Annotated in this window: 12 protein-coding genes; 4 read left to right on the plus strand and 8 right to left on the minus strand. The window is 56.8% G+C overall.

Annotation, left to right across the window (positions count from 1 at the left end):
- Window positions 1-222: 222 nt before the first annotated feature.
- Window positions 223-747, minus strand: a complete 525-nt coding sequence (locus CLV58_RS04015) for a hypothetical protein (protein ID WP_106136495.1) — start codon at window positions 745-747, stop codon at window positions 223-225.
- A gap of 74 nt (window positions 748-821) precedes the next feature.
- On the opposite strand from CLV58_RS04015, the gene CLV58_RS04020 reads away from it, so the two are divergent.
- The 4 genes from CLV58_RS04020 (at window position 822) to CLV58_RS04035 (ending at window position 4510) form a co-directional block, all read left to right on the plus strand.
- Window positions 822-1670 (plus strand): SMP-30/gluconolactonase/LRE family protein, encoded by an 849-nt coding sequence (locus CLV58_RS04020; protein ID WP_106136496.1) that lies wholly within the window; start codon window positions 822-824, stop codon window positions 1668-1670.
- A gap of 271 nt (window positions 1671-1941) precedes the next feature.
- On the plus strand, window positions 1942-2622 hold the full coding sequence (locus tag CLV58_RS04025) for a response regulator transcription factor (RefSeq protein ID WP_106136497.1): 681 nt from the start codon (window positions 1942-1944) through the stop codon (window positions 2620-2622).
- On the plus strand, window positions 2619-3887 hold the full coding sequence (locus CLV58_RS04030) for a sensor histidine kinase (protein ID WP_106136498.1): 1269 nt from the start codon (window positions 2619-2621) through the stop codon (window positions 3885-3887). The genes CLV58_RS04025 and CLV58_RS04030 overlap by 4 nt, the downstream gene beginning before the upstream one ends.
- A 383-nt stretch (window positions 3888-4270) precedes the next feature.
- Window positions 4271-4510 carry a hypothetical protein gene (locus tag CLV58_RS04035; RefSeq protein ID WP_106136499.1) on the plus strand — a complete coding sequence of 80 codons (240 nt, stop codon included), beginning with the start codon at window positions 4271-4273 and terminating at the stop codon, window positions 4508-4510.
- Between the two features lie 747 nt (window positions 4511-5257).
- Here CLV58_RS04035 and CLV58_RS04045 read toward each other — a convergent pair.
- The 7 genes from CLV58_RS04045 to CLV58_RS04075 all read right to left on the minus strand — a co-directional run bounded on the left by CLV58_RS04045 (window position 5258) and on the right by CLV58_RS04075 (window position 15521).
- Complete coding sequence (locus CLV58_RS04045) at window positions 5258-6334, minus strand: serine hydrolase domain-containing protein (RefSeq protein WP_106136501.1); 1077 nt, start codon at window positions 6332-6334, stop codon at window positions 5258-5260.
- 140 nt (window positions 6335-6474) lie between these two features.
- Complete coding sequence (locus CLV58_RS04050; RefSeq protein WP_106136725.1) at window positions 6475-8550, minus strand: S9 family peptidase; 2076 nt, start codon at window positions 8548-8550, stop codon at window positions 6475-6477.
- A gap of 154 nt (window positions 8551-8704) precedes the next feature.
- Window positions 8705-9823, minus strand: a complete 1119-nt coding sequence (locus tag CLV58_RS04055) for an OmpA family protein (protein WP_106136502.1) — start codon at window positions 9821-9823, stop codon at window positions 8705-8707.
- A 126-nt stretch (window positions 9824-9949) separates the two neighbouring features.
- A complete protein-coding gene (locus tag CLV58_RS04060) occupies window positions 9950-12028 on the minus strand; it encodes an ArnT family glycosyltransferase (protein WP_146141353.1) in 2079 nt (692 codons plus the stop codon).
- A 100-nt stretch (window positions 12029-12128) separates the two neighbouring features.
- A complete protein-coding gene (locus CLV58_RS04065) occupies window positions 12129-12851 on the minus strand; it encodes a hypothetical protein (RefSeq protein ID WP_106136504.1) in 723 nt (240 codons plus the stop codon).
- Window positions 12848-13480: a response regulator transcription factor gene (locus tag CLV58_RS04070; protein ID WP_106136505.1), complete on the minus strand. Its 633-nt coding sequence runs from the start codon at window positions 13478-13480 to the stop codon at window positions 12848-12850. Before CLV58_RS04070 ends, CLV58_RS04065 begins: the two co-directional genes overlap by 4 nt.
- Before the next feature lie 91 nt (window positions 13481-13571).
- Window positions 13572-15521, minus strand: coding sequence for a tetratricopeptide repeat-containing sensor histidine kinase (locus CLV58_RS04075; RefSeq protein ID WP_106136506.1), 1950 nt, complete (start codon window positions 15519-15521; stop codon window positions 13572-13574).
- Between the last annotated feature and the right edge of the window lie 47 nt (window positions 15522-15568).

Here is a 15568-nt window from a genome sequence, read left to right on the forward strand (position 1 = left end):
ACCGATTCTTTGTCTGTACGCATTCATCCACAAAATCCGTAAAACTGCGGGCTGTCGTCGCGTATAAACCCGGTATCGTTCGGCCATTGTCCCCTACCCCAACCCAAGTCACCCGGCGGCTCCGACGCATGTGATGACTAGTTTATGAGCCGGTAAGCGTAGTAATTCGCTCAACATGCAGGAAACACTACCCGATGCCAGCCTATAGCACTCACACTACAGCTATCGCAATCTGGCTCCGGTAACCTCAAACGGTAATAGATTTATATTCATCGACTCCAGGGCGGGCCAAGTAAGTGAGTAACCGCTCACGTAAATGGCCAGGCTGTCGCGTTTAAACTCGTCAGGCAGATTACAAGCGCTCCAGGCCACGTCGTTACTAGCCATCAGCAGATAGCCTGTTGCCAGGCCACCCGATGCCCGAACGGTAACGGCCGCGTCGGTAATGCGTTGGGAACGAGTGGCATTTACCGATGGATAACAGGTGGAGACCACTGAGGAAACCTCGGGTTTATCGCAACTTAGCAGGCCAACAGCCATGCAGATCAGTCCTGAATAGTAGCGCATACGTTCTTTTTTCTTAGTCAGAGGCTGATGACCTGAAAAGGGTTGGAATTCAGTGTACCGATCAATCGATTGGCCTAACCAGCATTCGGGCGGGCTAAACCCGGTTTTTACGTCAGTCGAGTTATCGCCAACGGGCTGGCTACTCCCCAACCCTTCGGTGGTGATTCGTTCATCAGTCATCCCCCGCCGGATTCAGCCGGGCAGTAGAAGCCGGGCAAACTTGCTTACCTTGATACTACTAAACTCGATCACTCATGGCAAAATCACTCCTCAGCCTGCTGGCAGGTCTGCTTATGCAGCTCACTTCGTTTGGGCAGGCCCAGTCCGTTACGCTGCAACCCATCTGGGAATCCGATACTACGCTTCGTACACCGGAGAGCGTACTCGTCGATCCGAGCCAAAAACTTCTCTACGTAGCCTGTATCAATGGCGCACCCCGGCCGGAGAATCACAGCAGCTACATTGCCAAAGTAGGATTGGATGGCAAAGTGCTCCAGTTGAAATTTGTCGACAACCTCAATTCAACCAAAGGCATGGGTATCCTGGGCGATAAACTGTACGTGACCGAAATGACCCAGGTCGCCGAAATCGCCCTGGCAACGGGCAAGGTCCTGAAGCGATACCCCATCGAAGGAGCTAAGTTCCTCAATGACATCACCGTTGATCCCCGAAAGGGTGTGGTCTACGTCACGGATTCGAACGACAGTAAAGTCTGGGCGATAACGAACGGAAAAGCGGGCATCGTGCTTGAAGGGGAGCCCCTGAAGGGTACGAACGGGATCTTGTTCGATAACAATCAGCTCCTGATCGGTAATGGCGATGGGTCGCTGCTGAGCCTGGACCCAACGTCCAGAAAACTCACGACGCTGGCTAAGGTCACAGGCGGCATCGACGGTATTGTGGCACTGGGTAACAGAACGTACATGGTGACAGAGTGGGCGGGGAAAGTGTGGCACGTTAAAGCCGATGGAACAACGGAACTGAAACTGGATACGTCCCCCCAGAAAATAAGCTCGGCCGACATTGGCTACAATCCGGCGACCCGAATGCTATTCGTACCTACCTTCTTCCACAACACCGTCAGGGCTTATACACTAAAGTAAACTGGTCGACGCACTATACACAACTTGTTGACTTTGGGGCCCTATTGCCATTGGTTGTCTTCCCATTCGCCCGAGCCAGTTTGTAACGGGCGCTTCAAGAGACTACAGCTTAGCTGCGGATGCCTATCCTGGAAGACGGCAAGCCCATGGTGTTGGCGTTACTATTGGATTAGGTTCGTAATTTGCTAGCCAACTACTTTGGTAGGTTTCTATCGAGCCTTACTGCCCCCGTAGCCGATGACCGCTCGTTCCATCCGCTACACGATCGATTATGAAGATACTGCTCATTGAAGATGAACCCGAGTTGCGAACCAACGTACAGCGCTACCTGGAAGGTGAACATTTCGTTGTATCGACAGTCAGCAACTTGCGGCAAGCCTCCCAGAAGGTAAATGATTACGCGTACGACTGTATCGTGGTCGACATCATGCTCCCGGACGGAAACGGATTAGCCCTTATTGAGCAGTTGAAGGAGACCCATTCAACGGCCGGTATCGTTATCATATCGGCAAAAAACTCGCTGGACGACCGCATAAAAGGCCTTGATCTGGGAGCGGATGATTATCTGATCAAACCGTTTTACCTGCCCGAACTAAACGCGCGGATTCGGTCCCTGATGCGTCGCCGGCAGAATGCGGGGGAACAGCAGCTTTCGTTTGGCGTACTCACCTTGTGGCCGAAGCGCGAAGAAGTCAGCGTTGCGGATCAGCTGGTCCAGTTAACGCCTAAGGAATTTGCGCTGCTGCTATTCATGGTCACCAACAAGGATCGCCTGTTGGCCAAAGAGGTTATTGCCGAGCATGTCTGGGGCGAATACATGACCGATGCGGACTCACTTGAATTTCTGTATACCCATATCCGAAACCTGCGTAAAAAACTGAGTAGTAGTGGCTGCCCCGACTACATCAGGTCGCGCTATGGAATTGGCTATATATTGACCGTTGCTCCGTGAAGCTGATTCATAAAACAACTCGATACCTGGCCATGGTAACCATACCCGTTGCCTTGGCGGGAGCGGTACTATTATATTTCCTGATTCATCAGGTAATCAACAGCGAAATCGATGAACTACTCAGCAGTGAACTGAAGCAGGTTCAGGAAAACCTCGATCGCCACCCACCCGATACGAGAGGTCTGCTCAATTGGGACCATAATCTGCAAATTACGCCCGCTAAAACGGCCAGCCTGCAACAACCCGTGTTCACGGACACGACCTTATTCGATGCACTCGAAAATAAGGTCGTATCCGTACGTATGCTGCGGGCAGTCCATGCGGTCGGCAAACACTACTATGCCATCCGGCTACACCAACCTTACCTGGAATTTCAGGAAATTGCCCAGTACCTCTCCATCGGTATTGCGCTCTGCTTTATGGCCTTGTTCGCCATTCTCTTGTTCATTGGTACCCTGATTTTCAGGCGGGTCTTACGCCCTTTTTACGCCATCATTGCGCAGCTGAGACACTACCGGATCGACCAGCAGACTGCCCTTACGCTTCCGGCGAGTGACGTAGACGAGTTCAGCTTACTGAGTCAGTCCATTACCGAAATGACCCAGCAGGCCGCTCACCGGTACAGTCAACAGCAGCAGTTTACCGATACGACCTCCCATGAACTTCAGACCCCTCTGAGCGTATTATCCACCGACCTGGACCTGTTGCAGCAATCCGCCGGGCTTAGCGAAGCGGATAGTCAGCGCATTCATCGGGCCCAGAAAACAATCCGGCGACTTTCATCGATGAACCAGTCGCTGTTGCTGCTGACCAAAATTGACAACCAGCAGTTTGTACAGGTCGAACCCGTCGACATAGGCCGTTTGATCGACGAGTTGACTGATACCCTTGGCGATTACGCAGCCAGTAAGCACATGCGCTTTGTGCGATCGGATGAGCATACCCACGTCATCACGATCAACCGTCAGTTAGCGTTTATTCTGGTGTCGAATCTAATCCAAAATGCGATCCGGCATGGACGGTCTGGCAGCTCGATTACCATTACCAGTGGTGCGAAAACTTACGCCATCAGCAACCAGGCCGAACCACTTCCCTTTGCCCACGAGGATCTGTTTCATCGATTTGTACGCAACCCCGCGCTCGCTCAGTCGACAGGGCTGGGCCTGGCCATTGTCAAAGAAATCGCCGATCAGTCCGGCCTGGGCATCGATTATGCGTATAGCGCGCTGGCTGGTGAACACACCTTTACCGTCACGTTTCCCTAGGTAAAAGCTCATTCTGGCGCGTTTGCCTGGCTACCAGCGCGGTCGTTCACTAAAAAACAACTACCTGCCGACACAGACAACTAATTGGTTCACAGAATCAAACCTTCAGACATGAACCAAGTGGTAACTAAACTTCAGATTTGCTTAAGATTCATTGGATAGCTTTGATCACGTCCTTTCCCACTGAGGACACTACACAAACAGATCGACCGGGGCCTGGATCACGTTCATGATAACAAACGGACGTGTATCCAGTCCGCTGATCTGATCCAGCCGGGCGAAGACCAGGTTTCTGCCGATCAGAATCCGTTGGTACCGTATCGGCTCATGGGAACCAGGTAACTTTTCATTTTTTTAAATCGTAACATTACAATAAACCAATCATGACACCGATCCGACAGTCTGCCGTTCAACGGGCACTGGCTGCGCTGGCCGAGAAAAATCAACAGCTGCTCAGCGAGCAACGGCTGGAGATAGATGTCTACGTCGACTCCAAGCTGACGCCCGAAAGTTTCCAGGAAACGCCGGTTACCGGCGGGCTGATACTTCACTTCATTCGCTATCGTACCTGCGATCAGTGGCAAATCGATCGCAGCAAATTCAGGGTACTGGCTCACCTGTAAGGCAGTCGAATTTTCCCCGTCGGTTCACGGCCTGCCTTCTTTTCATGCCAAAGCCGCTGCCCGTTGTCAATCTGGTCATTCGTTTTTTTCCTCTTCGCTAACCCGCTGTCTACCAATGAACGTTAACGCTGCTTGCTATGAGACTTCCAGGATTAATGACAGCCATTTTTGGGGCTGTGATCATCTGTTTTGCGGGGTACTGCTACGCCCTGTATGATTGGTTTACCGATACACGCACAGGTCTCTACGGTCGTGAGCCCTTCGAGGCCTTCTACGAAACGACGGCCCTTGTTGCGTACCACGCTTACTGCATTCGCTTTTTTAGCCGAAAGCAGGTACCCAAGTAAATCAAGCGTCGTCCAGCTGCGTATACACGGGAGAGTGCGTTGAGCACGCAGCCAGAAGCCGACATCCCGAGCAGCTTATTAGTGATTGGGTGGAATGGCAACTACCTGTATCTGAATTTGTCTACCAATACTATCTTTACCGCTACCGGGTTCATCGAGCCGGCAGTCGAATCTCCGTCTAAATCCCTGCTCGCCAAGTGCTTCGGTTACGCCAGTCAGGAACGGAGAACACCAAGTGCCCTAGCTACCTGCCACTGCGGGCAACTCCTGTCGATTACGGTATCCGTCATCCAAGTGTGATACAACGGGCCATCAGTATCCGTGGCTGCTATCTGTGTAAACTAGCATAGTTCCGATAAACGACCAACTGCCAGGCTGACAACTACGCGCGGGAGACACACTATTGGGCGCTTAACCAATCAACCACCCAGTAGTGACCAGCACCGAAGAACAGCTTCAGCAACTCGTCGGTCAACTCGTCGCCGTGCGCGCTGTTCGTCAACACGACCAGACTTTCCTGTTTGCCCGGTAGACTCATAAAAAACCCCTTGAAGTTGGTGTTGTCGCCCCATTGCCACTGCGCCAGCCCCTGCTCTGTCGCCACCAGCCCTACCCCCATCGCCCAGTCGATGTGGTCGTCAGCCACCGTGGTGACTCGTCCGCATCGTTGAGCTGGATTGATGGCCCGCATCAGCAGCGAGGCCGTAGCCGGTTTAAGCCCTTGCCCCGTGGACAAGACCCGCAGAAACCGACTGTATTCCAAGGCGTTGGTATACAGACTAAACCCCGCGTTGGGCTGCTTGAACTGCTCGATGGGCGCTGGCTGACCGTCGGAAGTGTGCCCGGCGCTGGCATCGGCACCAAAAGCGGGTTGCCAGACAAAGCTGCTATGGGGTAGTCCCAGGGGCTTACATACCTGCTGCCGGGCTAATTCTTCCCACGACTGCCCCGTAATTTGCTCCAGCGTATGTTGCAGCCAGACATAGCCTTCCCCCGAATAATTCCAGCAGCTGTCGGGGGCATATCTGAAACGTAATGGTGACGATGCCCAGGTTGCTCCCCACGGGTTTTCAGCCCAGTTGGGCAACCCTGTGGAATGGGTCAATACAAGACGGGCCGTAATGTGTCTGGCGGCTGACTGACTCCCTACCCGTGGGTAAGGGGCATAGTCGAGCAGGGGGCGATCCAGATCGAAGCGGCCCTGATCGCACAGGCGCAGGGCGACGTAGGCCAGCATGGTCTTTCCCAGCGACGCAGCCTCGAAGGTGGTCGTGGCGGTTACGGGTCGTTTGGTGCCAGCCGCTCGCAGGCCCAGAGCATACGACTGGCTGGTCGTTCCTTTTGTGTAGACAAGCTGCATACCCGGAACATGGTGCCTGCGCATCAGGGCCTGTAGCTGACTGGCGTTCGGCTGAGCCCAGGTGAGTGTGGGTATCATCGCCAGCAATACGGTAATGCGTAAACGAAAGATTGTCATCAAGGCACAAGTTAGTTGGTCAAATCTAATCAGCCACCAGCCGATCAGCCAAAGGCAAGCGGTCAGAGCGGTACGGTAGTCCGGGCCGATCTACTGCGCCATCGCAGCCGGTCGCACGGTGCAGCGGATCTATCTAGTTGCTACCGGCCCGTTTGAGCAGTCGACAGGTTGCCTTTCAGATACTGGTCGAACCAGCTGAGGTAGCGTACGAGCCGATCCTGCTGGTAACTGGGTGTGGTAATCCCGTGAAACTGATTCGGATAGATGATCAGCTGCGTCGGGACACCCAGCGTTTGTAGGGCCTGATACATCTGTTCACTACCCGCCACCGGCACGTTGAAATCCTTCTCGCTCGCCATAAACAGCGTCGGCGTTTTGATGCGGTCGGCTTTCAGGAACGGGTACGACACCTTGAGCCATTTGTCGAGGTTTTTCCAGGGCAGTCCCAGTTCGTTTTCGTACTGATTGACGTACTGATCGCTGCCGTACATGGTTAGTTGCAGCGAACTGCCGGCCCCACTGGCAGCGGCTTTGAAGCGCGTATCCGACGCGATGACGTAGTTGGTCAGGATGCCGCCGTAACTCCAGCCGCCGATACCAAGCCGGGCGGGGTCAGCGGTGCCTTTTTGAATAAGCGCATCGGCCGCACCCAGAATATCCAGCACTTCCTTGTTGCCCCAGTCGCCGTAGATTGCTTTGGTGTAGTCGATACCGCGCCCGTTGCTGCCCCGGTAGTTGACGGCCACCACGGCGTAGCCGCCACCCGCCAGCACCTGTCGCGTCAGGTCGAAGCCGTAGGTGTCCTGACTCACCGGCCCGCCGTGGATATAGAACACCGTGGGTAGTTTACCGGTTGGGCCACTCGGGGGCATAAACAGCAGGTTCGACACCTGTGCGCCGTCTTTGCTACGCGAGGTATAGCCCGTTACGGTGGCCAGCGACAGCGGAGCAACGAACTCGTTCTGCACGTTCGTCAGTCGGCGCGTGGCACCGTTCTCAACGGCGTAGATTTCGGTAGGCAGTTGCGGGTCGCTCATCAGTGTTGCCCAGCCGCCCTTCGGATTGGGTTCGAGATCGGCGAAGGCCCGGTCGCCGACGGTCAGGTAGGTCAGCTTACCATCGGCCACACTGTATTCGGCGACCTGCGTCCGGCGGTCATCGTCAACCAGTATGCCGATGCGTTGCCCGTCGGGCGACCAGCGGGCGTTGCGGATGGGCCGGTCCAGCGCCTGCGACAGCAGCCGGGGTTGCGGCATCGTCGTGGCAGTGCCGTCGACGGCGATCAGCGCCAGGATCGGCTGGTCGTACATGATGAAATTAGTCGACGCCGTCGAGCGCAGGTACGCCAGTTGTTTACCGTCGGGGCTCCAGACCGCGCCCCCATCGCGCCCCGGCCAGTTGGTGAGTTGCCGGGGCTGTGCGCCCGACCGGGCCGCCATTACGTAGACGTCGGTGTTCTCGTTTTTGTCGGGATCGGCGCTGCGGTTGCTGGTAAAGGCCAGTTGCGTTTCGTCGGGCGACCAGGCCGGGGCGGTTTCGTCGTATACGCCTTTCGTCAGGGTATCCAGCGTTTTCGTCGCCACGTCGAACACGTACAGGTGCATGGGCCGCCGGTCGAGGTAGCCTTTCATGTCGGCCTTGAACTGATGCCGGTCCAGCACATAAGGCGTGCGTATTTTGGTCTTTGCCGAATCGGCATAGTCTTTATCCCGAATGACCATGGCGATTTTCCGGCCCGACGGCGACCATTCGTATTCTTCCAGTTCCCCCTTCAGGTCGGTCAGCTTTTTGGCTTCGCCCCCGCGCCGGTCCATCAGCCAGAGTTGTGTACCCGTAGCGGTACCGGGTGCGCCACTTCGACCCGACAGAAACGACAGGTACCGCCCATCCGGGCTCCAGCGGGGCGTCGACTCGCCGTCGGGGCTGCTGGTGAGTTGCACCGATTCCGCGCCGTCCCAGCTGACCATCCAGACGTCCGGGTTCCGTTTGTCTTTGCTCACATCGACCCCCGACTGCACAAACGCGACCCATTTCCCATCGGGCGATACCTGCGGGTCGGCGATGGACTGAAGCCGCATGACGTCGGACGGGCGAATCGGTCGCTTCGTAGTGGTAGTTTTGGCCGGTGCTGTCGTGGCCGATGTCGGTGGCGTCGACTGGGCCAGGGCGGTTGTGGTGAGCAGCAGGGCGCTGATGAAGGTAGTCGGTATCGTCATGGTTTCGGGCTTTAGGAGCCAGACACGACGTAAGGCACGATCGGCTCCGAAACCCTGAAAATACATCACATTACCCCATGCCGCAAATCCGACTGCGCCGGACAGGTTGCAACGACTAGCGAACCAGTCGTAGTGAGGCCGAAACGTGGGCCTGCTACCGGCTGAACTGAATGACCACCCGACGGTTTCTGGCCTTATCATCTTCCGCGTCGCCCGGCGAAATCAGCGCGTTACCACCCTGCCAGTCGACCCGCAGGCGGGCGTCGGAAACGCCTTGTTTTTTCAAATACCCCGCGACCAGTTTGGCCCGGTATTCCGATAGCGTCAGGTTTAGTTTCTGCTCGCCCACATTGTCGGTGTAGCCCGTTACGTGCGCACGCAACTGCGGCTGACTCATCATCAACCGGGCGACCGAATCAAGCGACAATTTGGTTTCCGGCGTCAGCTCATACCGGCTCTGTTCGAAGTAAACGATCGCAGTACCGGGCGCAGCTGTTTCGGTCCGTTTCTCGTCTGCCGCATTTACAGGCGCAGGCTTGGCTGGTACATCAGCAGGGTTTCTTTTATTCGGCGTTATAATTTTACTACCCTCCGCACTCACAGACGCAGATTTGGCTGGCGCATCGGCGCGTACTTCCAGAAACGTCAGCCCTTTCGTGAGGGTAAACGTTTTATCAGTCAGCACCCGGCCATCCGTCGTCGACACAAGCGCCCGGTACAGACCGGGTTTTGCGCCTTCAAGACGCACAGACTGCATCAGTTCCCCTTTTCTAAAGCTAGTACGCATTCCAGCCAGCACACGATTCCCGTGGGGTGTAGTCATCATGGCTACAGCCATCCGTGGATCTGTTGGCTCGACCCTATAATCGACCGCTAAATCTTTGGGCAACTCGTTGCGGACGAGCAGTTGATCTGCCTGTCGTACAACCGCCGAATCCTGTTTCCCCATGATGATACCCACCCCAAAATCGGTCATCGGAGTTGGCTTGTTCACGAAGGTGACGGGTAGGGTAACGGTCCGGTAGGTCGGGCTGACAAACGAGATTGACGTAGCCGAAAGGGGAAGTAGCACACTGAATTTACCGTCCTTATCGCTTTGCCCCAGCCGGGTTCGGCTCGTCCCCGACAGAGCGTAGATGTCTACAGGCAGGTATACCGCCGTTGTTACGTCGTAGCAAATACCCCACAACTGAATGGCGTTCGTCGGCGCGGGTTGTGTTGGCTGGTCGAATTGACCTATCCAAAAAAGCGGGAGCAGGAACAGGTGTAGCATACGTGGCTGGTCGTTGATACATTGGCCTAGCGAATGCCCGCACCAGATGTTCCGATCCGGCTGGTTATCAACGCTAACCGCCAATTACAAACCGGCGGTTAAGTAAACGAATCCAGGCAACTGTTCCTATTCGGTGGCTGGATTTCGCAGCGTGGTCATTCGGCGCAGATCGGCCGTCTGGAGTTTGCGGATGTGAGCCGTCAGCGTAGCTTTCAGCGCCGGATCGACACAGTAGGTTCGGGCCTGGGTGAAGGCATTGATGGCCTCCGCCCGGGCGTTTCGGCGGGTATACAGATTACCCAGTTCCCAGTCCATAAACACGCTTTTCGGATACAGCTTCATGGCAGCCGCCATAAACCGGATCGCATTGGTCGTATCGGGTTTTTTATCCAGAAAAAGTGCCTTGTACCCCTTGTTACCCAGCCACATCGCCCGGATATTCGGCAGGTAGAACCGCCCCCGATACACCAGCAGATTACCCATCCGCGCCACCGGACGCGCTTTCCGAAACACGGCGACCTGATCTTCGACATCGTACAGGTTCGGGCTTAGTCCCGACGAGGGCAGGAAGAACGTACCCCGCACGTAGGTCGACTGATAGCGGTTGCTGTCCCGGTCGGGATTTTCGCCAACCCAATGCAGGCCATAGCGTTGCTTTTCGGCCCGGCGCATGTCGTACCAGATAAACGGCAACTCGCCCGTCGGCTTCAGGTGACGATTGTAGTACTGCGTCAGTTCACCGGATCGTTGCACAAGGTCAACCCCTTCGTCGTTGAAATACTGGTAGCTATTTGCCGGCCCACCCGCCAGTTCGTTGAAATACTCCCAAGGTCGTACAACGGGGATGGCGGTCAGCAGAGCCGCACAGACGGCCAGCGAGGCCGACAGCTGGTACCCGATGCCGTGCTGGAACGCGTACCAGACGGCCAGCGCCCCCAGCACGGCCAGCAGCGGCAACAGCGACAGCGCATGACGGACACCTCCATACGTCGAACCGGTGGCCAGCGCCAGCCAGAACAGACCGGCCAGCAAACCCAGTGCAGCCACCGGCAATCGGCTGGTTATGGGCAGTTTACCCAGCACGTGCAGTACCAACCCGGCCAGCGTCAGCAGCAGCAGACCAATCGGTAGCTTGGCCCCCCAGATACCGGGGGCGTAATAAAACGGCGCGCGGTTCAGGTACGATTTCCCGAAGGCGAAAGCTGGATATGGTCGCCCTTCGACGCCCGCCCGGAACGTGTCGGCCAGCCCCCACAGGTACGAGGCCGGCAACAGATGGACATCAGCCAGCCCGTGAAGCACAGTTCTGGACAGGGGCGACTGAATATCGTCAATTTTCGTGGTCAGCGGCCGGTTGAAAAACTCGCCCTCCGCCGGACTGTCGCGGTACCGAAAGCCATAAAAACCCCACAGCACAACCACCGCCCCAATCAATACCCCGGCGACCATGCCCAGCCGCCCGGCACGACGCCCCAGCGGTTCCCGACCTGCAAACGCCAGAACCACACCGAGCAAGCCGACGCCGATCACGGTGATGATAGCCGAATGCTTGGCCGCCAGCGCCAGTCCCAGGCAGGCCATCGTTAGTAGCAGATCGATGGGGTGCCACGACCGAAACGCCCGGACCGCTGCCAGCATGGCCGCCCCCGACGCCAGGGCTACGGGCAGGTCGGTCATGACCACGGGCAGGTGAGCCGCCACGGTTGGGTCGATCATCAGATACGCCAGCGTCAGCAGTGCTACCGTCGGCCCCAGCGCCTGCCGGGCCATGGCCGTAAACAACAACAGCAGCAGCCCGTTCAGCGCAAACATCGCCCAGCGAGCCTGCCGTTGTACCGCCACCGGGTCGTTGGTCAGGTAAACGCTTTCTTCGGCGAACCGCCGTTCTTCCCGCTTGTCGTTGAGCGTCTTGAACGGTGGCAGTTTATAGCCGTTCAGCCGCACGACCTCGCCCACCCACAGCTTGGTCAGGGGCGGGTGCTCAGGGTTGATGCGAAACGAACCGGTACCGGCATACGATGCGCCCGCCATGATGTGGTAGGCTTCATCCAGCGTAAAGCTGTCGAGCCGGGTCGCCCAGTTCGAGCGCACAATGCCACCGAAAATCAGTACCACGGTAAGTACCCAGCAGACAATCGGACGGTGGGCAAGCCGATCCCGACGCATGGGCACCGGTAAAACGGATTCATGAAGAACAGTTGTCATATTGGTGGCGGTATGAATCGGAAAAGACACGGTTTGGCAGCGCGTGCCCGGAATCGAACACGCTGACGCGGTAAAGACAGGAAATTCGGATTTGATCAGGCTACGGTTTCAGTGTTACCTGCATGGTCTGCACCACTGGGCTCAGTAGCTGCATGGCCTGGTTTGACGACATAAACTCACCGTCGCCCGATACGGTATCCAGCGCCCGGGTCTGCGCGGGACTCAGGGTCGACGGCGGGGCCAGCGTTACCGACAACATGGTCTGCGCGCCCATGTCGAACCGACCGCCCTGCCAGCTGGAGACCGAGCCGCCGTAATCCCAGCCGAAGCCCCACAGCCGAAACGGTTTGCCGTTGCACTGCTCCAGTTCTTTCAAGGGCATTCCGATCCGTACCCCATCGGCCGTCGACCAGCGGGTTGGCTTTACGTCGGGCAACGGATTTCCATCGGCGTCGGTCACGTAGGGGCGGATCAGGACCAGTTCGGGATGCTGGCGCTGCGCCGAATCCTGATAGAGAATCTGTAGCTGATCGGCGGTGTTTTTATACAGAGTCGTTCCGATCAGCACGTCGCCCTCCGCGCCGTCGATGGAATCCCCCACCGTTACGACGGCCGGCCCCAGCAACCGCAGCAGTTCCGCTTCCGAAGTCGAATAGCGAACCGGTCCGACCCGCAGACCGGGTACGATCCGAAAATCGTTGACCGATTCCATTTTCGCCTGTACACTGTCAACGTCAGACCGTCCGCTGGACTGTTCAGTTGTTTTCTTCGGCTGGCAGGCCCACAGCAGCACCGGTAAACACGCGAGCAAGAGTCGTCTCATTTGAACATGCCGGTTTTGAGTGCCTTCGCCACCGCTTCCGATTTCGAGTTGACGTGCAGCTTGTCGTAGATGTTGACAATATGCGTCCGGACCGTTCCCATGCTGATCTGGCAGTGGTAGGCGATCAGCTTATAACTGTCGCCCTCGACCAGCCGGTGCAGCACCTCCCGTTCTTTATCCGTCAGCGCATAGTGTTTCCCCGCGTTGACCGGTGTCTGAAAAGCCGCCAGCACCTTGAGCGCAATCGACGGGGTCATGGCGGCCCCTCCCTCCATCACGTCGCGAATGGCGTCGATGATCTTGTCGGCGGGCGTTTTCTTCAACAGATACCCCACGGCTCCCGCCGACAGGGCGGCAAAGATCCGCTCGACGTCTTCAAAGACCGTAAGCATCAGAATGCGGGGCTGCGTTGTTTGCTGCCGAATCAGCGAAACCGCTTCGATACCCGTCCGGCCCGGCATGTCGATGTCCATCAGAATGACGTCGGGCTGATCGCGCTGTACGCACCGCACCGCATCGAGGGCATCGGCGTAGGTGCCGGTTACGATCAGATCGTCGGTAGCGTCGAATACCAGTGCGAGCGTTTCGCGCAGGGAGCGGTTATCGTCGAAGATGGTAACACGGATCATGGTCGAACAAGGTGGTGGCGTGGCAACTAACTGCTGACAAAGCTACGCAGCCGAACGATTCCGCGAAATCGGATAAGTATATGACTGCGCACTACAGCGTGTCGGCGGTCAGTTCGAGTCGGGTGCCCTGCCCCGGTGTCGACTGAACGGTCAGCGTACCGCCCATCGCCGACGCCCGCTGCTGCATACTCTGCTGCCCGGTACGGCTGCTCAACTGATTGGTATCGAACCCACGACCATTGTCTTCGAGCAGTACAGCAAACTGATCGCCCCGTCGTTCGAAACGCATGGTCGCCAGCGTCGCTTCGGAGTATTTGATCAGGTTGTTGATCGCTTCCTTACCGATCAGGAACAGGTTCCGGCGGACTTCCATCGACACGGGCAGGTGTTCCAGCGCCGGGTCAACGCTAAACGTAAAGCCAATCTGTTTCGACTCCATCAGAGGCTGGGCGTATTCCTGTAGCCGCATCACGATGCGCTGAAGCGAGTCGTTGCCGGGATTGATGGTCCAGATAATTTCGTCGATGGATTCCAGGATCTGCCGCGCATCGGTGTAGATTTTCTGGACCATCCGCTGTGCCGTTTCGGGCCGATTCTCGCTGAGCAGTTTGTCGGTATGCCCGCTCAGCAGTGAAATGCTACTCAGCGTACTACCCACCTCGTCGTGCAGGTCGTGGGCAATCCGTTGCCGAAGTCGCTGCGATTCTTCGAGCCGCTGCACCTTCGACCGGTTCAACAGCCACGCACTCACCGCCCCCCCCAACAGGAGCAGCAACAACCCGCCGATCAGTCCGGCGTTACGCTGCCAACGTGCCTGCCGGGCTTCTTCCTGCTCCAGTTGTTTGGCCTGCTTCAGCAACTGCGTTTCCCGCTGCAACAGCTTGATCCGCGCTTCTTTCTTCTCGGTCTCGTACTGCGCGACCATGCGTTGCAGTTCGGCGTTCGTCCGGATGGCGATGGCGGAGTCGACCTGCCGGTTTTTCTGGAGTTGAAAGGTATAGGCCAGGTAGTACTTGTTCTGAACACCGTACAGGTCGGCCAGTTGCTGCGTCAGCGTTTTCCGGTTGTCCTTAAAGTCGTTGTCTTCGGCCAGCGTCATCGCTTTTTTCAGATAGGCTTCGGCCTGGGTATAGTCTTTCTGGGCCTGGTAGAGACTGGCGATGGTACCGTACACATGGCAAATGGCTAGCTTGTTCTGCTGTTTTTCGGCAATGGTCAGCGCGCGACGGGCATAGGCGAGTCCTTCCGCCGGTTTGTTCAACAGCCGTGCTGCGTTCGCCATACCGTCGAACACGTCGAACTTAAGCATATCGAACTGCAGTTTCTCCGCCAGCTTTTGTGACTCCCGCAGGTGAATCATAGCCTGCTGCGGCTGATTCAGCGTGTTGTAGAGTTCGCCAAGCTGGTTTTCGAAGATGGCGATGCCGCGCGGGTCGCCCAGTTCGCGAAACAGCACACCCGCTTTCTGGTAGTAGGGCAATGCCTGTTCTTTCTTCCCCATCTTCACCAGCGCCCCCCCGATCAGCCGGTATACAACGGGAGACCGGGGGCGATAATCGTACTTTTCCTGCCATTGAATCGCCCGTAATGCAGTCTGGAAAACCATGGGGGGGTTACCCATCCGGTCGTAGGCTGCGGCCATATTACTCAGCAGCCCGCCAATGATTACCGGGGGCATGTTGTGCTGTTCGGCGATCTCCAGCGCCTTTTTCGAGTTGGCCACCGACTGTTCGTAGTTGGCCGACATGAGGTTTAGGATCATCTTGCTGCGGTAGCCCCGGACCACACCATTCCAGTCGTGCAGCCGGGTCGCCAGGTCGATCATCTGCTTACTCATCGAGTCCGCACGGGCGTACTCCGCTTTTTTGTAGATCAGGTCGATAATCACCGGGTCCATGGCCCGTACGTAGGCTGTGTCGGCTGGCGCATGCGTTTTCAGGTAGCGGGTCAACGAATCGACATCGCCCGATTGCGCGCTTGCCGACAGCGTCAGGAATAGGATAATCAGGCCAGCAATCAGCGGTACGTAGGGATTTCTCATAACTAGTCACGGGTTTACACGAATTACCTCTTTCCTGACTGTCAATG

The sequence above is a fragment of the Spirosoma oryzae genome, assembly GCF_003002825.1.
Lineage (GTDB): Bacteria > Bacteroidota > Bacteroidia > Cytophagales > Spirosomataceae > Spirosoma > Spirosoma oryzae.